General features: G+C 64.5%; 18 protein-coding genes and 1 tRNA gene. 6 read left to right on the top strand and 13 right to left on the bottom strand.

Annotated features, from left to right (window positions below; all coding sequences use genetic code 11):
- Window positions 1-41 precede the first annotated feature (41 nt).
- From C725_RS07745 to hrcA, 4 genes are all read right to left on the bottom strand, one after another.
- Window positions 42-1,838: a DUF885 domain-containing protein gene (locus tag C725_RS07745; RefSeq protein WP_008601680.1), complete on the bottom strand. Its 1,797-nt coding sequence runs from the start codon at window positions 1,836-1,838 to the stop codon at window positions 42-44.
- A gap of 85 nt (window positions 1,839-1,923) precedes the next feature.
- On the bottom strand, window positions 1,924-2,955 hold the full coding sequence (locus tag C725_RS07740; RefSeq protein ID WP_008601679.1) for a cupin-like domain-containing protein: 1,032 nt from the start codon (window positions 2,953-2,955) through the stop codon (window positions 1,924-1,926).
- 87 nt (window positions 2,956-3,042) lie between these two features.
- Window positions 3,043-3,639 (bottom strand): nucleotide exchange factor GrpE, encoded by a 597-nt coding sequence (gene grpE, locus C725_RS07735; protein WP_008601675.1) that lies wholly within the window; start codon window positions 3,637-3,639, stop codon window positions 3,043-3,045.
- Window positions 3,636-4,679 (bottom strand): heat-inducible transcriptional repressor HrcA, encoded by a 1,044-nt coding sequence (gene hrcA / locus C725_RS07730; RefSeq protein WP_008601674.1) that lies wholly within the window; start codon window positions 4,677-4,679, stop codon window positions 3,636-3,638. The genes grpE and hrcA overlap by 4 nt, the downstream gene beginning before the upstream one ends.
- Before the next feature lie 112 nt (window positions 4,680-4,791).
- Here hrcA and rph point away from each other — a divergent pair, with 112 nt between their 5' ends.
- From rph to hemW, 3 genes are read left to right on the top strand one after another with little or no spacing between them, the layout of a single operon-like run.
- The gene (gene rph / locus C725_RS07725; protein ID WP_008601672.1) at window positions 4,792-5,520 is read left to right on the top strand and encodes a ribonuclease PH; all 729 of its coding nucleotides are present in this window, start codon (window positions 4,792-4,794) and stop codon (window positions 5,518-5,520) included.
- Complete coding sequence (gene rdgB / locus C725_RS07720; protein ID WP_008601670.1) at window positions 5,517-6,125, top strand: RdgB/HAM1 family non-canonical purine NTP pyrophosphatase; 609 nt, start codon at window positions 5,517-5,519, stop codon at window positions 6,123-6,125. Before rph ends, rdgB begins: the two co-directional genes overlap by 4 nt.
- A 39-nt stretch (window positions 6,126-6,164) precedes the next feature.
- Entirely contained in the window at window positions 6,165-7,283 is a 1,119-nt protein-coding gene (gene hemW / locus C725_RS07715; RefSeq protein ID WP_008601668.1) for a radical SAM family heme chaperone HemW, read from the top strand.
- A 21-nt stretch (window positions 7,284-7,304) separates the two neighbouring features.
- Here hemW and C725_RS07710 read toward each other — a convergent pair.
- From C725_RS07710 to lepA, 5 genes are all read right to left on the bottom strand, one after another.
- Window positions 7,305-7,395, bottom strand: a tRNA-Ser gene (locus C725_RS07710).
- A gap of 49 nt (window positions 7,396-7,444) precedes the next feature.
- The gene (locus C725_RS07705) at window positions 7,445-8,209 is read right to left on the bottom strand and encodes an anti-sigma factor (RefSeq protein WP_008601666.1); all 765 of its coding nucleotides are present in this window, start codon (window positions 8,207-8,209) and stop codon (window positions 7,445-7,447) included.
- On the bottom strand, window positions 8,206-8,535 hold the full coding sequence (locus C725_RS07700) for a sigma-70 family RNA polymerase sigma factor (protein ID WP_420804921.1): 330 nt from the start codon (window positions 8,533-8,535) through the stop codon (window positions 8,206-8,208). Before C725_RS07700 ends, C725_RS07705 begins: the two co-directional genes overlap by 4 nt.
- A 51-nt stretch (window positions 8,536-8,586) precedes the next feature.
- Window positions 8,587-8,793 (bottom strand): hypothetical protein, encoded by a 207-nt coding sequence (locus C725_RS16900; RefSeq protein ID WP_338046201.1) that lies wholly within the window; start codon window positions 8,791-8,793, stop codon window positions 8,587-8,589.
- A gap of 537 nt (window positions 8,794-9,330) precedes the next feature.
- Complete coding sequence (gene lepA / locus C725_RS07695; RefSeq protein ID WP_051051276.1) at window positions 9,331-11,151, bottom strand: translation elongation factor 4; 1,821 nt, start codon at window positions 11,149-11,151, stop codon at window positions 9,331-9,333.
- Window positions 11,152-11,373: 222 nt separating this feature from the next.
- On the opposite strand from lepA, the gene C725_RS07690 reads away from it, so the two are divergent.
- Window positions 11,374-12,027, top strand: a complete 654-nt coding sequence (locus C725_RS07690; protein WP_008601640.1) for a PEP-CTERM sorting domain-containing protein — start codon at window positions 11,374-11,376, stop codon at window positions 12,025-12,027.
- Window positions 12,028-12,710: 683 nt separating this feature from the next.
- Here the strand turns inward: C725_RS07690 and C725_RS07685 are convergent.
- The 4 genes from C725_RS07685 to C725_RS07670 all read right to left on the bottom strand — a co-directional run bounded on the left by C725_RS07685 (window position 12,711) and on the right by C725_RS07670 (window position 17,492).
- The gene (locus tag C725_RS07685; RefSeq protein WP_008601639.1) at window positions 12,711-13,583 is read right to left on the bottom strand and encodes an alpha/beta fold hydrolase; all 873 of its coding nucleotides are present in this window, start codon (window positions 13,581-13,583) and stop codon (window positions 12,711-12,713) included.
- Between the two features lie 116 nt (window positions 13,584-13,699).
- Complete coding sequence (locus C725_RS07680) at window positions 13,700-14,377, bottom strand: RluA family pseudouridine synthase (RefSeq protein ID WP_008601638.1); 678 nt, start codon at window positions 14,375-14,377, stop codon at window positions 13,700-13,702.
- A gap of 9 nt (window positions 14,378-14,386) precedes the next feature.
- Window positions 14,387-16,936, bottom strand: a complete 2,550-nt coding sequence (locus C725_RS07675) for an HWE histidine kinase domain-containing protein (RefSeq protein WP_008601637.1) — start codon at window positions 16,934-16,936, stop codon at window positions 14,387-14,389.
- 13 nt (window positions 16,937-16,949) lie between these two features.
- Window positions 16,950-17,492: a biliverdin-producing heme oxygenase gene (locus C725_RS07670; protein ID WP_008601636.1), complete on the bottom strand. Its 543-nt coding sequence runs from the start codon at window positions 17,490-17,492 to the stop codon at window positions 16,950-16,952.
- A gap of 115 nt (window positions 17,493-17,607) precedes the next feature.
- Between C725_RS07670 and rpoZ the strand changes: the two genes are divergently transcribed.
- Complete coding sequence (rpoZ, locus tag C725_RS07665; protein ID WP_008601635.1) at window positions 17,608-17,952, top strand: DNA-directed RNA polymerase subunit omega; 345 nt, start codon at window positions 17,608-17,610, stop codon at window positions 17,950-17,952.
- Window positions 17,953-18,261: 309 nt separating this feature from the next.
- The gene (locus C725_RS07660) at window positions 18,262-19,044 is read left to right on the top strand and encodes a choice-of-anchor L family PEP-CTERM protein (RefSeq protein ID WP_008601634.1); all 783 of its coding nucleotides are present in this window, start codon (window positions 18,262-18,264) and stop codon (window positions 19,042-19,044) included.

Raw genomic sequence — 19,044 nt, 5'->3', positions numbered from 1 at the left:
CGAGACGCCGGCCTTCGCCCGCATCGCGCCCCCTTCCTTCATCAGTCGTATTCAACTCCCGGCAATCCCGGCCCGCCATTGGCGATGAACTGATCGATGCGCGTTTCCAGCACGGGCAGTGGTACCGAACCGAGCGACAGTACGGTGTCATGAAACTTGCGGATATCGAACCCGGTCCCCAGCGCTTCCTCCGCCTTCGCCCGCACGCGCCGCATCGTCATTTCGCCAAGCTTGTAGGCCAGGGCCTGGCCCGGCCAGCTGATGTATCGGTCGACCTCCGTCCCAACCTCGTGCTGCGACAGAGCCGTGCGATCGGCCAGATAGTCGACGGCGCGCTGCCGATCCCAGCCGTAATGATGGATGCCGGTATCGATGACGAGGCGCACGGCCCGCCACATCTCATAGGATAGCTGGCCGAACCGCTCATAGGGCGTACGGTAGATGCCCATCTCCCGCCCGAGATATTCCGTGTAGAGGCCCCAGCCCTCGCCAAAGCCCGAAAAATAGGTCTGCCGGCGGAATTTCGGCGCCTCCTCCTGCTCAAGCGCGAAGGCGGCCTGAAAACTGTGCCCCGGCGAACATTCGTGCATCGTCAAAGCCGGGATATTGTAGAGCGGCCTCGACGGCAGATCGTAAGTGTTCATCAGGCAGGCCTCCAGGCCGCCGCGACCGCTGGTATAAAAGGGTGCAATCGCATCCGGAACCGGGCGGATGGTAAAACGGAACCGCGGCAGGAACCCGAAATAGTCCGCAATCTTCCCGTCCACGCGCTTCGCCGTATAGGCCGAAACGCCCATCAACTCATCGGGCGTGTCGGCGATGAAGCGCGGGTCTGTCCTTAGGGAGGCGTTGAATTCCTTCAGCGTTCCCTCGAACCCGACCTCGTCCATGATCGCCTGCATCTCCGCCTCGATGCGCGCGACCTCCTTCAGTCCGATTTCGTGGATTTGCTCGGCCGTCAGGTCGAGAGTGGTATATTGCTTGATCTGCTGCTGGTAATAGGCGGGTCCGTCCGGCATCTTCTCGGCGGCAAGCTCCGTGCGCGTCCCCGGCAGATACTCTTCGCGCAGAAAGGTCAGCAGCTTGCCGTAGGAGGGCACGACCGCCTCCTCGATCGCCGCACGAGCCTCGCTGCGCAGCCGCTCCTTCTCCGCCTCGGGAATCCGCTGCGGCATGTCTTCGAACGCATCCCAGAATGGATTCTCCTCTGGATTTGCATTCGTGTACGGCTCCAGAGAGACATCGCGCCCCTCGAGCGTCACACGCGGAACGCTGAAGCCGCGTCCCAGCCCCGCGCGCGAATTGGCGATCTGCTCATCGAAATAGCGCGGAATGTCGCGCATGCGCGCAATGTAGCGCTCGTACTTCTCGGTCGTATCGAACCCGCTTCGCGCATTCAGATAGCTCCAGAACGAACTGTCGCTGTCGAAGGGCATCTCCCATTCGCGGAACTCGGCATCGCCAATGGCTTCTTCCTGCAAGGTGCGGAAGACGGCGGCGTTCACCTTTTCCTTTTCGGACAAGCTGTCGGCGGGAATGGCGTTGACGGCCTCCAGCATCTCCCTGGCATGAGCCGCCCGTCGCTCCTGCGCCTGGGGCGTGACGGACGGCAGAGAAGCGCCAGCGGACGTGCTGCCGTCTGCCTCCTCGATGCGATCAAATTCCTTCAGCTGCCACTGCCAATCGGCTTCATAAAGCGCCTGCAGCCGGCGGTCCGCTTCTCTGGGGACCTCCGCTGAAGCGCTGCTGGCAGATGCGTTCTCCTGTGCTGCAGCCGGCAGAAATGACGCGCTGGCCAGAAGCGTGGCCGCCGCAGCGAATACGAAACCCAATTCCACAGAAAACCTCCCCCTCAAAACATCCGATCGGTTCGGCGCCGAGAGAAAGCAGTTTCGGGACCAAAGAGCCAGCCCCGAATATGGCTCAGCCGGTCATGAAGGCATTGGTGAACCGGTTCGGCCAGGCGAAATTCGTGAACAGGACGGAATAGCTCTCTTCTAGAGACACAACATGATGCCACCAGCCAACCGGAATGAAGAGGGCATCCCCCGGGCCGATTTCGGTCTCCAGAATAGCCGGTGCCCTCTTGCCTTCCGCCTGCAACGCCTCGAGCGTCCAGTCGCTGAAGACCTTCTGCCGCGGCCTCATGCGGCGCTGCTCCCAATTGGGAACCATATGGACGCGCTTCCGGCCCTTCACCTGGATCAGAAGATTGTTCGTCAGATCATGATGAAAGGGTGTCAGCGTTCCGGCCGGGCCAATCCAAAGATAGCCATCGTTCCCTGCTTCGGGCGCGGTGTAACCGGGAATAGCGGAGAAATCCTCCCACAGCGGATCGAACGCGGCACGATTGTCGCTGCCATTATTCGCGGTGACATAAAGGTCGTTCGAGGTTGCCCCTGATCTCAGGGCATCCGCAAGCTCGCCGAACGGCATCCTCGTGCGAAGGCGCTGCTTTTCGAGTTCGGGATTCCGCGCACTGTCGCGTCCGCGCTGCGCCGTGATCATGGTCGTCCGGCCCACTTTCTCCTCCAGATAATCTGCGGTCCAGAGAGACAGAGCCGGCCAATGATCGACCAGTCCGGTCAGGACCGCCGGTCGCTGCGCCGCGTAATGATCGGCCAGAAACATGTCCGGTGCCAGCCTGTCCCGGCGCGGTACATGATCCGACTCCGGCCCCAGGGTCCAGCTCTCCGCCTGGCAATCGAGCACCCAGTCGCGCTTCCTTAGCAAATCTGCGACAGCCATTGCGCCGAGGAAGTAGGGGTTGCGCTTCGCGTCCTCGGCATAGGCCGAAACGACATCGGGATCCGCGAAGTTCGCAAGCTGCATGGCGATGATGCGCGCATCGACATCCATTGCCACGCGCTCCGCCACGGCGGCTGCGAGGCGAGGGTTGAACGCGATCTGACGGGATGTCGCCGAAGGTTCTGTTGCCGGTCTTGCGGCGGACATGGCCGGGTCCTTCCTTCAACGGGGCGGTCCCCGGCCATTAGGTCATTCTCATGACACGGCAAAGACAACGCCGCCCCATGCGCCAGGCTATTTCGCGACGGTGACCATCGCCGGCCGCAGCAGGCGTTCGCGAATCCTGTAGCCGGGCTGGAGTTCCGCGACGATCGTCCCGGCCTCGTGCCCCTCGTCCGCGTCGACCTCCATCATCGCCTGATGGACATGCGGATCGAGGGGCTGGCCGACCGAGTCCACGCGCGCGATGCCGTGCTTCTCGAACGCCTTCATCAACTCCTTTTGCGTCATCTCCACGCCAGTCAGCAGCCCCTTGTTGACGACCTCGTCCTTCTCGGCCGCGTCGAGGGCCCGCGCCAGATTGTCGGCCACCGAAAGCAGATCGCGGGCGAAACCGGTGATCGCATAGTCCGTGCCCTCCCGCTTGTCCTTTTCCAGCCGTCGGCGGACATTCTCCGTCTCCGCCACCGCGCGAAGAAGGCGGTCCTTCAAATCGGACACCTCTTTCTCAAGGGAGACAACGCGTTCGTCTGCGGTCTCCTCTTGTTCATTGGAATCGTCGTCACCGACAGATCCGGCACTCTCCGGTTCGCCGCCTTCTGGCAGGGAAATCTCCTCGTCCCCGGCAACGGGATTCTCGATCGTCTCGTCGGGACGCGTATCGTTCGTCATTCAATCAGCCTCGATAGGGTTCGTGCGGTGTAGTCCACCATGGGAATGATGCGCGCATAGTTCAATCTGGTCGGCCCGATAACCCCAACGACGCCAAGCACGTTCCCATGCGACGATTGATACGGCGCGGCGATCACGCTCGATCCGGTCAGCGAGTAGAGTTCGTTCTCCGCGCCGATGAAGATCCGCATGGAACCGGCGCTGCGGGCGCGTTCCAGCACCGCCAAAAGCTGCTCCTTCTCATCGATATCCTCCAGCAATCTGCGGACCCGTTCCAGATCGGCAGCGGAGGATGCGTCGATCAGGTGCGCCTGTCCGCGCACGATCAGAAGCGCCCGCCCTGCCTCGTCATGCGACCAGGTGGCGAGCCCCCTTTCCACGATGCCCGATGCCGCCGCTTCCAGCGCGGAACGGCCCGAAGCGATCTCTCGCTCTACCGTCCGCATGCCTTCACGCAGCGTCAATCCTGCCAGGCGGTCGTTCACAAAATTGGCCGCCTGCTCCAGCGCAGCGGGATCGATGCCCGAGGAATCTTCAAGCAAACGGTTCTCGACGCTGCCGTCGCCGCCGATCAGGATCATCAGCGCGCGGGTGGGCGACAGCGGAGAAAAGGCGACCTGCTTCAGCCGCACGTCGCCCCTGGGCATCATCACCAGCGCTGCGCAGGAGGCAAGGTCGGCCAGCGCACCCGTCGTGCGTTCAAGCGCGCTATCCACCCCGCCAGCATCGCGCCGAACCTGCGCATCGATGGCGGCTCGCTCCGCTTCGTCGGGGCGCCGCCACTCGATCATGCCGTCGACGAAAAGTCTGAGCCCGGAATCCGTCGGCATGCGCCCCGCCGACGTGTGCGGGCTTGCAAGAAGGCCCGCCCCCTCCAGTTCCGCAAGCACGCTGCGGATCGAGGCCGGGGACAGGCCAAGGCCTCCCGGCATCGCCGCCAGCGTCTTCGAGCCCACAGGCTGGCCGGAGGCGACATACTCGTCGACCACCTGTGCAAACACACGGCGCGCGCGGTCAGAAAGTTCGTCCAGACTGGGCATGAACCGAAAATAGGAATTGGCTGGCGCACGCTCAAGCGAATGCTAAACGCGCGGGGAAACGAGCATCCTTGCGCGTATGCAGCGCGCAGCCATATCATGACGAGGAGGTCCCATGCGCCCATCCGGACGAGCGCCCGACGAAATGCGTGCCATCGAAATCATTCCTGGCTTTACGCGTCACGCCGAGGGCTCCTGCCTGATCAAGTTCGGCGAAACGCATGTCCTTTGCACCGCCAGTTTGGAAGAGCGGATTCCGCCCTGGCTGCGCGGGAAGGGGCAGGGCTGGGTCACCGGCGAATACGGCATGTTGCCCCGCGCCACGCACACGCGCGGCAACCGGGAGGCTGCGCGCGGCAAACAGTCCGGCCGTACGCAGGAAATCCAGCGCCTGATCGGACGTTCGCTTCGCGCTGTGGTCGATCTCGGCAAGCTCGGTGAACGACAGATCACCCTCGACTGCGACGTTCTCCAGGCCGATGGCGGCACGCGCACCGCAGCCATTTCCGGGGCGTGGGTGGCGCTGCGGCTGGCTGTCGACAAGCTGATGCGGGAAAATCCGGCGATGCAGGACCCGATTACCGGCCAGGTGGGGGCGATTTCCTGCGGCGTCTATCAGGGCACGGCGGTTTGCGATCTCGATTATGCCGAGGATTCGACGGCCGATACGGACGCGAATTTCGTTATGGTCGGCGGCGGCGGCATCGTCGAGATTCAGGGCACGGCGGAAAAGGAACCGTTCGACGAGGAAATGCTGCTGCGCCTGCTGCGCCTGGCGCGCATGGGCTGCGACCGGATTTTCGCTGCCCAGGTAAAGGCCGTTCGGGAGGCGGGGGAGCGATGACGGAACACCGCACGCTGGAACCCGGTCCCCTGGTCATTGCCAGCCATAATCCGGGCAAGGTTCGGGAGATCGCGGAATTGCTTGGCCCCTATGGCGTCGAACCGGTGTCCGCGGGCGACCTCGGCTTGCCAGAACCCGAGGAAACGGAAGACAGTTTTCGCGGCAATGCCGAGTTGAAGGCGCGCGCGGCGGCCCTTGCGAGCGGTAAGCCTGCGCTGGCGGACGACAGCGGCCTGTGCGTCGATGCCCTTGGCGGCGCGCCCGGCATATATAGCGCGCGCTGGGCGGGGCCGGACAAGGATTTCGGCGCGGCCATGCAGAAGGTGCACGATGAGATGCAGCAGGGCTCCGGCACCGATGCGGCACATTTCACCTGCGCGCTGTCGCTGGCCTGGCCGGACAACCATATCGAGACGTTCGAGGGTTATGTGCATGGCCGTATCGTCTGGCCGCCCCGCGGCGACCGCGGCTTCGGATATGATCCGATCTTTCAGCGATCGGGCGACGACCGGACCTTCGGGGAGATCGATCCGGCGAAGAAGCACGAGATCAGTCACCGGGCGGCCGCGTTCGGTCAGCTCGTGCGCGCGTGTCTGGCCCGGTAAGGCCGCATTCTGACCGCGCCCTCCCCGCTCGCGCTTTATGTGCACTGGCCCTATTGTGCGCGCAAATGCCCCTATTGCGACTTCAACAGCCACGTCCGCGGCCATATGCCCGAGGCGGAGTGGCTGGAGGGCATCCTTGCCGAGCTGGAGCATGAGGCGTCGCTGACCGCCGGTCAGACGCTGACGAGCATCTTCTTCGGCGGCGGGACACCCTCGCTGATGACACCGGCCAGCGCCGGTGCGATCATCGACCGCGCTGCCGCACTCTGGCGGGCCGCGCCAAAGCTTGAAATTACGCTGGAGGCGAACCCGTCAACCGTCGAGGCGGAGCGCTTCTCCGGCTTTCGGGATGCCGGTATCAATCGTGTCTCCCTTGGCCTGCAAGCACTGAATGACGCCGATCTTTCCGCCCTTGGTCGTACACACGACGCCGCGACAGGCATCGCAGCGCTGGACATGGCGCAGGCGCATTTTCCGCGCGTCAGCTTCGACCTGATTTATACGCGGGAAGGTCAAAGCGCAGCGGACTGGGAAAGGGAGTTGCGCCGCGCCCTCTCCTTCGGCACGGAACATCTGTCGCTTTACCAGTTGACGATCGAGCCGGGCACGCATTTCGCCACGCGCCATGCGGCCGGGGACCTGATCCTGCCGGCTGAGGACCCGGCGGCGGACATGTTCGAGATGACGCGGGCAATCACCGCAGAGGCGGGGCTGCCCGCCTATGAAACCTCCAACTATGCAAGGCCGGGCGCCGAGAGCCGCCACAATCTCACCTATTGGCGCTACGGCGACTATGCCGGCGTCGGCCCTGGGGCGCATGGCCGCCGGGCCGGGCGGGCGACGGTCAGAACGCGGCTGCCGGAGCGCTGGCTTTCGCGGCTTGCCGAGCGGGGGGCGGTGCCTGCGACCGAGGAACGGATAGCGCCGGAAAAGGCCGCCACCGAGGCGCTGATGATGGGCCTGCGCCTGACCGAGGGTATCGACGCGGCACGGTTCCAGGTGCGGACCGGCATCCCTCTCGCCGACGCCATCGATACGGAAGCCGCCGCACGGCTGCAGGCCTATGGCCTTCTCTCCTGGACGGGCAAGACGCTGCGACTGACGGAACCGGGTCACGCCGTCCTCAACAGCATCCTCGTCGACCTGATCCCGAACTGAAACCTGGAAGCCCGAACAGGCTGGCGGAGCGGGTGGGATTCGAACCCACGATAGGGGGGTACCCTATACACACTTTCCAGGCGTGCGCCTTCGACCACTCGGCCACCGCTCCGCAAGAAAGCGGGCCTCTAACGAAGCTTTGCGCGGATTGAAACCCCTTCTCAGATCTCCTCCAGCGTACCGGTGCCGACAATCGGGCCGGTGGGCGCGCCGGTCGGGGATCCGCCCTCTGGCTCAATGGAGATGGCGAGGGTCGAATCGGGTGAGAAGTCACTCGGCAGCGACACCGAAATGCCATCGGCAGGCGCGATCGTCCCCAGCGAGCGGGGCGTGCCGTCCGCCGGAATAAACCGGAGCTCCGGTGTCTGACGCGCGCCCGCCGCGATCGATACGGGCGACACGATGAGGCGGCGGCTGCCCGGATCATAAGTGATGACGGCCACGGGAATGCCCTCCTCAGGCGCAACGCGCGCGCTGAGGAGTTCGAGCGGTGCGGCCGGGGCGGGCTGCGGCTCGGCCGGCACCTCCACTGGTGTTGGCACCGCAACGATCTCGGGCGGCCGGGTCAGGAGAACGGCAAGGAGGACGGCGGCGACCGCGCTCATGCCGATACCGTAGGCCCGCCACCAGGGCGCGACACCGCCAGCATCGTTCGCCGCCTGCGGCGAAGCGCCGGCACCTGCGCTCTCGCCGATCTGGCGCTCGATGCGGGTCCACAGGCCGGCGGGCGGCTCTGCCTCGGGGTAGAGGCCGAGAAGCGGCGCGAACTGCGCTTCCCACCATGCCACATCCGCAGCGAAGGCCGCATCGCTCTCGACGCGCGCCGAAGCCGCTGCCCAAGCATCTGCGGACAGAACGCCGAGCACATATTCCGCAGCCTGCAGAATGCGCCGCTCCTCCGGGCCGAATTCGTCGAGATCGCTCATACGGCCAGACAATCACGAAGCTTGAGAAGCGAGCGACGGATCCAGCTCTTCAGCGTCCCGAGCGGCACCGCCATGCGCTCGGCAAGCGCGGAATAGGTTTCCCCCTCAAGGAACGCGCGCCGAACAGCGCGCGCATGAGTCTCGTCGAGGCGTTCGAGACAGGTTTCGAGGCGGTGATAATCATCGGACAGGCCAACGAGACGATCCGGCCCCGGCGCGCCGTCGGGAATTGCGCCCATCTCCTCGAGCGCCTCATGCCGTTCCGGCGCTCTCTGGCGAAGGCGGTCGATGGACCGATTGCGCGCAATGGTGGCAAGCCAGGTGATCGGGCTGGCGCGCTCCGCATCGAAGCGGCCCGCCTTTTTCCAGATGGTCAGTTAAACGCTTTGGAGTACGTCCTCAGCCGCCTCCCGGTCCTTCAAGACGCCAAGGGCGATGCCGTAGAGTTTCGCACGCGTCAGATCGTAGACGGTTCGCAGCGCGTCCCGATCCCCCTGCGCCACAGCCGCCAAGGCATCATCGAGCGCCGTTTCCGGCGCGCGGCGCCGGCCGGTTCCCGCATGCCTGCCATCCGTTTCGGCCAAGCCCTCGTCTCCCAGCAGCGCCCCCGCCAAGGATGTTCGTAAGAGAAGAGCGGGTGCATTGCAATCGGCGCTGCCCCGTGCGCCGAGCCGTCTTTGCGATGAACCGTGCATCCGGAACCAAAAGAGAGACCGTATCTCCTCCGTAGCGGCGCGCCGGGAGTTGGCGGTGCGTCGTGGCAACCGGGTGGGCGACGGCCCTTGCGCCGCCCTGCCCGCACTGGCCTGCCAAAGGTCGGGGAGCGCTCTGGTGGCAGTTTCGACCCCTGTCCACCGGGGCCGCTCTTTCCCGCTGGCACGGGACCCATGCACGCATCTCCGCCGCGGCGAACGGGCGCGGACGGGAGCAAAGTTGACAACATGGACACTCGTGACGCGCGTGATCGCGCGGCTTTCCTCGCATGGGCGAAGGGCGCCTGCGGATGTCGGCGGAGAGCGGGTCGGCGATCATGCAAGGCATGATCGCCGACGGTTTCCTATTTGAGAAGACGCGGGTTGCGGGATGCGGGGATGCCCGCTGTGCGGGCGAGCCCGCTTCCCCTATTCCTCGCCCATGCGCAGGGCGGCGATGAACGCCTCCTGCGGGATATCCACATTGCCATACTGCCGCATGCGCGCCTTGCCGGCCTTCTGCTTTTCCAGAAGCTTCTTCTTGCGGGTGATGTCGCCGCCATAGCATTTGGCGGTGACGTCCTTGCGCATGGCGCTGATCGTTTCGCGCGCGATCACCTTTGCGCCGATGGCCGCCTGAATGGGAATCTTGAACAGGTGGCGCGGGATCAGGTCCTTCAGCCGCTCGCACAGGTGACGGCCGCGCGCCTCTGCCTGGCTGCGATGGACGACCATGGACAGCGCGTCGACGGGTTCTGCGTTCACCAGGATGTTGAGCTTGACGAGATCCCCCTCGCGGTAGCCGACCTGGTGATAGTCGAAGCTGGCATAGCCGCGGCTGATCGATTTCAGGCGGTCGTAAAAGTCGAAGACGACCTCGTTCAGCGGCAGTTCGTAGGTGATCTGCGCGCGGCCGGCCACATAGGTCAGGTTCTTCTGGATGCCCCGACGGTCCTGGCACAGTTTCAGGATCGGGCCGAGATAATCGTCGGGAACGTAGATGACCGCCTCGATCCACGGTTCCTCCATGCCGGCGATCTTGACGGGATCGGGCATGTCGGCCGGATTGTGCAGTTCCTTCAGCGACCCGTCCGTCATGTGCACCTTGTAGACCACCGACGGCGCCGTGGTGATCAGGTCGAGATCATATTCGCGGCTCAGCCGCTCCTGAATGATTTCGAGGTGCAGAAGGCCGAGGAAGCCGCAGCGAAAGCCGAAGCCGAGCGCGGCGGAGCTTTCCGTTTCCCATTGAAAGCTGGCATCGTTCAGGCGCAGCTTGCCGAGGCTCTCGCGCAGCTTCTCGAAGTCCGACGCATCGACCGGGAACAGGCCGCAGAAAACGACGGGCTGCACCTCCTTGAAGCCCGGCAGCGGCTTGTCCGTCGGATTCTTCACCGTGGTGATGGTGTCGCCCACGGCCGTGTCCGCCACCTCCTTGATCTGCGCGGTGATGAAGCCGATCTCGCCCGCCCGCAGTTCCTTCAGTTCGGTGCGCTTGGGGCCGAAGCAGCCGACCCGGTCGACGAGGTGCTGGGTTCCGTTCTGCATGAAGCGGATCTGCAATCCCTTCTTCAGGACACCCTGCATGACCCGGACGAGAATGACGACGCCCAGATAGGGGTCATACCAGCTATCGACGAGCATCGCCTTCAGCGGCGCTTCCGGATCCCCGGTGGGCGGCGGAATGCGCTGTACGATCGCCTCCAGCACCTCCTCGACGCCGAGACCCGTCTTGGCACTGGTCAGAACGGCATCGTCGGCGGGCAGGCCGACAATGTCCTCGATCTCCGCCTTCACCTTGTCCACATCGGCGGCCGGCAAGTCGATCTTGTTGATCACGGGCACGATTTCATGGTCGTGCTCGATGGACTGATAGACATTGGCAAGCGTCTGCGCCTCCACACCCTGTGCGGCATCCACGACCAGGAGCGCGCCCTCGCACGCCGCGAGGCTGCGGCTGACCTCATAGGCGAAATCGACATGGCCGGGCGTGTCCATCAGGTTCAGCTGATAGGTCTCCCCGTCGGACGCGGTGTAGTTGAGGCGAACGGTCTGCGCCTTGATGGTGATGCCGCGCTCCCGCTCGATATCCATATTATCAAGCACCTGCTCCGACATTTCCCGGTCGGTCAGGCCACCCGTCTTCTGGATCAGACGGTCGGCCAGCGTCGACTTTCCGTGGTCGATATGCGCGATGATGGAAAAATTGCGGATCCGGTCCATGGGGACCGCGGAGGGCGTGTCGGACATGCTGCGCGAGGTAGAGGACGGCGCCAACGGGCGCAAGATGAACCGTTCCGGATGGCGACAGGGCGGCGGGCGGAAGCGTCGGACGGCTTTACACTATGGAACGCCCGGGCATATGGTTAAAGTCTAAACTGCTGTTTTTTCGGTATTTCCTTCGTTGGCATGAACAGTGCACAGCTGCTGTTACGGGACCGCCTCGGTCCGGGCTTGAGTTGGGAGATTTAGATGTTCAGTTTCAAGGGAGTTGTTGCGGCCGCCATTCTCGCCGGCGCTGCGACGGGCGTATCCGCCGCAGTCGTCTCGATCGACGATTTTTCGACCTATCCATACAGCACGACGTTGGACAGCGTCGGCTCGACGGCCAGCGACACGGCGACATTGACGCCTGCCATCGAGCGGACGATCTTTTTCGAGCGTCTCGCCAATGGCGGCACGACGTCGGCGAGCGCCAATGCCGAAGTTTCCATTGCCGATGGCATCCTCGAGCTGGCGAACGACTCCAACGTCAATTCGCGCCTGACGCTGACCTATAGCCTCGACGGCCTGTTCGACACTGGCGGCGTGACCGGCTTCGACATCTTCGTCAGCAACAGCGGCACGGCCGGCGACGGCACGATCCAGGCGCTGCTGAACGGCACCTCGCTCGGCACGGTGACGCTGCCGAACGGCATGGAGGGACCGATCTCGTTCAGCTTCTCCGACGCGCTGGCGGCCGGGAACCCCGATGAGCTGACCTTCATTTTCAGCGGGTCGCCGTCTTACGACATGTTGATCGGTCCGATCACCGCGAACGTGCCGGAACCGGGTGCGCTTGGCCTGCTCGGCCTCGGCGTGCTTGGCATGGCTGCCGCGATGAAGCGCCGCCGCGCCGTCGCGTAAAGGATTACCGCGCTTCACGGCCGCGGTATACTGAGGGGCCGGCACGACAAGTGCCGGCCCCTTCTTTTTGAGTCGGGCAGCCAGATTGCGCGTCAGCTGGGTGCGTCCTTCGCTGATAACGGCCCTCCCCAAACAGATTTCGAGCGAGATCCCGCCGCAGCATGAACGCATGTCCGCCGGCGAAATGTCGATAAATCTTACATATGGAAATCCGGCTCCAATCCGACGAATGCAGACAATTGATTTTCTTGGTTAATGCCGTTTGGCACGGACGGTGCATCGCGCCGGAAAAGGGGCAAAGTATTTCCATCTGTTCGGACAGGATCAGCGTATATGCGCCGGCAGGCACGTCTGCGGAGCGTCGAACCGGAAACTCGGATCCCCGCAGGACTGTCCGCCGGCACGTCCGCCAAGGCTTTACCACGGCCCTCAGGGCCGTTTTTAACGTCCGTTGCCGTGCGTTCCCTATTCGCGTTTGCAGCTCACCGCTTCCCAACTCGCGGTGAGGGTGCGGTTCTCGCCTGCAACGAGACCGTTCGTTTCGATGCTGGGTGCTCTCGTTTTGCTTGGCCAAGTCCTCGAGCATCACAGCCCCGCATCGCACGACCGGCTCTGCGCTGCGTGAACCGCATGTCTGCAAAGGGGGAGAGGCGCCAAGCCCATAGGCGAAGCGTCTCTCCCTTTCACCCCGGGACCGGAGTCTCCAGCCAGTCGGCAAGATGCGCGTTCACAAGGTCCGGCGCATCCTGTTGCACCCAGTGGGAGATGCCCGGCAGGTAACGCCGCGTCAGATGCGGCACATAGGCGCCGATGCCGTCCAGCGTCTCCTGCCCCAGCGCCGTGTCGGCGGTGCCCCAGATCAGCAGCACGGGTATGTCGACGACCGGGTCGCGGCCCGACATCGTCCCCCGCAACCGGACCGCCGCCCGGTAGTAGTTGAGCATCGCCGTGAGTGCGCCGGGACGCTGCGCCGCGCGGGCATAGATATCGAGGATTTCCGGCGGGAAGCGCTCGGCATTGGTGGCCATGCCGGTGAAGACCCGCCTGATCGCCAGCGCGTCACGGGCGCCGAGGAGCCGTTCCGGCAGGCGCGGAAGCTGGAAGAAGGCGATGTACCGGCTACGCCGCCGCTGGGCGCGCGAAAGACGCAGGGCGCGGGCGAAGCCATAGGGATGCGGCATGTTCATGATCACCAGCCGGTCCATCGGCCGGACGCGCCGCATGGCGGCATCCCAGGCAATGGCACCGCCCCAGTCATGCGCCATCAGGACGATCTCCTCGGCCCCGCTTTCCGTGCGCAGCGCGGAGAGAAGCGCGGCGACGTCCGCGGTCAGCGCGTCGAGACGGTAGGCCGCCAGACCCTCGGGCCGCGAGGTGGCGCCGTAGCCGCGCAGGTTCGGCGCCCAGACACGCCAGCCCCGCTCTGCAAGAAAGGCGATCTGGTGCCGCCAGGAGAGATTCAGTTCCGGAAAACCGTGCAGCATCAGCACCGCACGCTTCGCCCGGCGCGGGCCTGCGGCCACCAGCTCGAAATCGAGGCCGTTGGCCGGCTGCATTCGGAGGTCAGCGTCCAGGCTGCGCGGGGGGATCCAGGACCAGTCCGTCATTCGTGAAAATTGCCGCACTCCAGCCGAATTGACCAGCTGACAAAGTTGGCGGCCTCCGTCGGTGTTCAGACCCCGAACTGCGGCGGAAGCGGCGCGGCGGCCGATACCTGGCGTGCGCCGCGCCAGGGAAAGGCGATGCGTGCGGCGTGCAGGTACATGCGCTCCGCGGGGCCTGCGCCGTAGACGGGGTCGCCGATGATGGGCGCAAGCGCATGCGCGGCGTGAACCCGGATCTGGTGAGTGCGTCCGGTCTGCGGACGAAACTCGACAAGCGAGGTGCCGCCACTCGATTGCAGCACGCGCCATGCGGTGACTGCGCGTTTCGCGCCGCCCTGTCCCGCACCGGAGGGCCCGACCACCATCCGCCATCCGGCATCGCGGCTGCTGATCTTGCGGAGCGGCGCGTCGATGACCCCCTCTCCCGCCACCTCTCCGGCGAGACGGGCGATATAGGTCTTCTCGGCCGCGCCGGCTTCGAAGAGAGCCGACACTTGCTTCAACGCGCGGGGATTTCGGGCAAGGACGAGGCAGCCGGAGGTGTCCCGGTCCAGACGGTGCGCCGGTTGCGGCAGACGGCGGAAGCCGAGGCTGAGCGCGGGCAGATGATCCTCAAGGCTGCGCGGCGTGCGGGGGCCAGGATGGACGGCGAGGCCCGCCGGCTTGTCGATGATGAGAAGCTCCGCATCCTCGTAGATCAGCGGCGGATGCGACGGCGCGGCACCGGACCCTTTGCGCGGTTCCATGGCCCGGCGTCAACCGACCAGCGTCTTGACGACCTTGGCCAGCGCATCCTCGTCGATCGGCTTTTGCAGGACGCCGGCGTCCGGGAACTTGTCCGTCAGCCCGTGCGCGTCGCCATACCCGGTCGAGAAGGTGAACGGAACGCCGCGGTCGGTCAGCGCCTGCGCGGCATCCTCGCTGGTGCCGGCGCCGAGATTGACGTCGAGAAGCGCGAAGGAGAGGGGCTGATCCTCGATGATGCCGAGCGCCTGCGTGACGTTGCCGGCCGTGAACACCCGCGCGGCGCCGAGATCCTTCAGCATGTCCTCCGCATCCATCGCGATGATCATATTGTCCTCGAGGATCAGGACGTTGCCGCTGATGCGGGCCATGGTCTTCACGCTTTGCTGGGCCTCCTGCCGGGTCTGCGCACGGCCACCGAGCTGCTGTGGCGGGATCGTGAATACCGCCTTCAGGCCGGTCACGGCAAATTCGATGTCCGCCGTGCCGCCGAGTTCGAAGGGTACGGACCGTTCGATGATCGTCGTGCCGAAGCCGCGGCGTGTGGGCGCCTGCACCGGGGGTCCCCCGATTTCCCGCCAGGTCAGTTTGAGCGTGCCGCCATCGAGACACTCGCCAACGATGTCCACGTGTCCGGAACTGTCGCTGAGAGCGCCATATTTGGCGCTGTTCGTCATCAACTCGTGGATGACGAGCGACAAGGCCGTGAACGCATTTGGCTTCAGGTAGCAATCGTCCCCGGAAAAGGAGACGCGGCTCTGCTTGCCGCCGAGATACGCCTCTTTCTCGGTTGCGATGAGAGCGCTGAGAGGCGCCGGCGCCCACTGCTCCTTCGTCACCTGATCGTGCGCGCGGGCCAGAGCGTGAATGCGCCCGCCGATCTTCTCCGAGAAGCTGGCGACGGTATCCTCGTCCGACTGGCTCTGCGCGACGAGACCACGAATGAGATTGAGGATGTTGCGGACCCGGTGGTTCAGCTCCGCGATCAGGAGTTCCTGCCGCTCCGCAGCCTTGCCGGATTCCCGCGCTGCCGCGTCGGTCAGGCGAAGCACCACCTCCAACAGGGTCATGCGAAGCTGCTCGGCTGCGCGCCGCTCCGCCTGCGTGAAGACCTTCGACCGGCCGGTCACCGTCTCCTGCCATTTGGCGAAGCTCTTGCGCGGCGACAGGCGGACACCCTGCTCGTCCTCGCTGACCGCCTTTTCCGGATTGCCTGCCCACGTCACGGTCTGCGCCACCTCCTTGCGGAAGCAGACGATATAGTCGCGCGGCTGACGGGAAACGGGAATGGCGAGAATGCCGGCGACCGGCGCCTGAAACTCCGCCGCGGGCGGGTAGACGGCCGGCAGGCGGTCCGTATCGTAGACCCGGCTGGCGGCCCCGGTGCTGAGGAAGCGCGAAAGCTGCCTGAATTCCTCCTTGGTCGGAGTGAGCCCGATCTGCTGGTAGCGGCCATCGACCGAAATGGCGATACCGTCGCAGGCAATGACCGACCGGAAGGCATCCGCGATGGCGTCGAAATTGCTGTCGAGCCGGTCACCCTCCGCAATCTGCGACATCAGGCGATCGTGCAGCGCGCGGGCCTTGCGGTCCTGCAGCCGTTCCTCCTCGTTCAGCTTCTTCGCCAAAACGAAGGAGAAGAGCTGCCCGTAGAGTTCCGCGGCCGTGCGCAGTTCGAAGCTGAGGATGCGCGCGCTGTAGTGATGGCCGACGAACATGCCCCAGAGTTCGCCGTCGTGCAGGATCGAGATCGACATGGACGCGCCGACGCCCATGTTCTGCAGATATTCGATATGGATGCGCGAGACGGCGCGCAGCTTCGACAGGCTCAGGTCGAGGCGCCCCCCACTCGGCCCGGCCGGCGGAAGTATCGGAACCGGCTGCTCGTTCACATCGCTGATGATGCGGATCAGGTTGCGTTTGTAGAGTTCGCGCGCCTGTTCCGGAATGTCCGTACGCGGGTAGCGCAGCGTCAGAAAGCTCTCCAGGTCCTCCCGCTTCGTTTCCGCGATGACCTCTCCGCTGCCGTCGCGGTCGAAGCGATAGACCATGACGCGGTCGAAGCCCGTCAGCGCCGAAACCTGCCGGGCCGCCATGTGCGCAATATCCGAAACGCTCTCCGCCCCGGCAAGACGGTCGATCAGCGCATGCACCTGTCCGCCATGCTCGCCCCGCGCGCCCGTCCCGGCGGGCTCCGCCTCGATGATGATGAAGTCACCACTGACATGGACGGCAAAATCGTAGAGGTCGCCATGCCGGCGCATGGAAAGGCCGAAAAGTCTGCCGACCGTATTTTCCCCGTGCAGCATGCGAAGCTGGCGGCGCAGCGCATCGACAACGGTGGGTTCGAAATAACCCGAAAGCGGGGCGCCGATCAGCTCATGCGGCCCGGCGCCCAGGCAGTCCTCCACATTGGCCGACACATGCGCGATGATCCAGTCGCTGGATACAGCGAACAGATAGCCGAACTGCTGGATGTGCCCGAGAATATGGATCGGTTCGCGATCGCACTCTGACAGCGCCGGCTTGGGAAAGGCAACGGCGGCGGAATAGTCGTTCATCTGAACAGGGTACTCACGGACGGTTGAACGCCTCCTGAAAGGTTCTGAACGCCGTATGCGCGCTTTGCAGCGCGGCATCCCGGCGATCCCCGCCATCGAAACGGGCGAGCTGCGAGAAGAATGCACGGCCGTACGCGTCGAGATCCTCGCTACCGACGTAGGACGAGGCGGCGCGAACGGCAGAATCCTCCGCCCGCTCCAGCGACTTGCGAATAAGTTTGTTCCCGAAACGCGAGCCGGCAAGGACATACGTCAGCCCGACGGGATCGTCGATCCGAACAGGAGCGAGTGCCGCGGACGGCTGCGTATCGAGTGCGGCCAGATCCTTGCGGACAAGCGGTGCAGCGTCGATCGGCGCTGGCAATTCCTGCGGCCAGGAAAGCGCGCCCCGCGCCAATTCGAGCGCGGACAGCGCCGCTTCGTGTGCGCGCAGGAAGCGCACATATCCAGCCCGGCTGCCCAAATCGAGCGAACCGAAGGCGGCATCGGTTTCGGCGTGATCGGCGGCGGTATGTTCGCGAAGATAGAGGCGAAGATTGCGGGTCGATTCGGTCACGGGCGCCCTCCTACCACAGGTCCGACGCGAGTCGCCTAAATCTTGACCGAAGCAGCCCCCGCTCCTATGTGCCAGGCGCTACATTTCCGTTACGTACACCGAAAGGACACCGCCCATGGCGCGCGTCACCGTCGAAGATTGCGTCGACAAGATTCCGAACCGTTTCGATCTCGTGCTGCTCGCGGGCCAGCGGGCGCGGCAGATTTCCTCTGGTGCCGATCTGACCGTCGATCGTGATCGCGACAAGAACCCGGTTGTCGCCCTGCGCGAGATCGCGGAACAGAACGTCAAGCCGAAGCAGCTGCGCGAGGTGCTGGTGTCGGGCATGCAGCGCGTGCTGGCCGATGACGAGGACGTTGCCGAGGAAATGAACAATCTGGCGCAATCCGCAGAGGCCCTCCGCTTGACGGCCGCCGCACCGCCCAAGCCGACCCCCATCGTCAACGACTACGAGAGCTGAGGACGCCGCGCCGACGCGCATCCTGCTAGAGTCCGAGGGGGCCTGTGCCGCACACCTTCTTCAAAGGCGTGGCGGCACGGGCCCTTCTCTTGTGAAATCACCAGGCCCCGCTGCGCCGCCCGCAGGCGCTGTTGTCGCTGCGTTTTACACCAATCGCTCGGTACGAACCTGTTCCAAACCGGGACCTTGCAGATTCGATTAGGAATTGCACTTCTGGCACGCTGATTGCTTCTGCGATCTGCAATCGATGTCAGGGGACCGCTGACGATCGGGAGTCATTGCGTACTTTTCGATCATCAGGAGGCCTAAATGAGCGTCAGGACATTCTTTGGGGCCAGCGCGGCTGCCCTGGCATTCGCAGGAACGGCGAATGCGACCATCACGACAACGGCATCCACGGACGCCGTCGCCCTGGCGGACGCGCTGGCCGGCGAAGGCGTAAATATTTCGAATGCAACGCTATCCGGCACCGCAGTCAATGGCGCCGGCTTCTTTTCGGGCGGCAGCGCGGCGGGCCTGGGTTTCGATCAAGGCATTCTTCTGGCGACCGGCGATGTCGCCAATGCCGAGGGGCCGAACGATTCGGACAGCCTCACCGGCCCCGGTTCGTCCACCACCCTGTCCTTCGATTTCACCACCACGACCGGCGGCGTCTTCTTTCAATATGTCTTCGGCTCCGAAGAATATGAGGAATTCGTCGGCAGCACCTACAACGACACGTTTACATTGCTGATCAACGGCGTGAATGTGGCCTTGATTCCCGGCACATCAACCGGCGTCGCCATCAACAACGTGAATCAGACCTCGAACACGGCCTATTATCGGTCGAACGTCGCGGGCGTTTTCGACCTGCAATATGACGGGTTCACGACGGTGCTGACGGCCACGGCGACGGGCCTCGATACGGTGGGAGTCAATACGGCGTTGTTCTCCATCACCGACGTTGACGATGCGAGCTATGACTCGGGCGTCTTCATTCGCGGCGGCAGCCTGAGCGTCGATCCGCCGGGCGAGGTTCCCGCGCCGGGTGCCCTCGGCCTGCTGGGACTCGGCGTTCTCGGTCTCGCCCTGCGGCGGCGCAAGCTGGCCTGA

Source organism: Pacificimonas flava (assembly GCF_000342165.1).
In the GTDB taxonomy this organism is placed as follows: domain Bacteria; phylum Pseudomonadota; class Alphaproteobacteria; order Sphingomonadales; family Sphingomonadaceae; genus Pacificimonas; species Pacificimonas flava.
The sequence above is the reverse complement of the archived record's forward strand: the minus strand, read 5'-3'. Positions and strand labels throughout refer to the sequence as shown.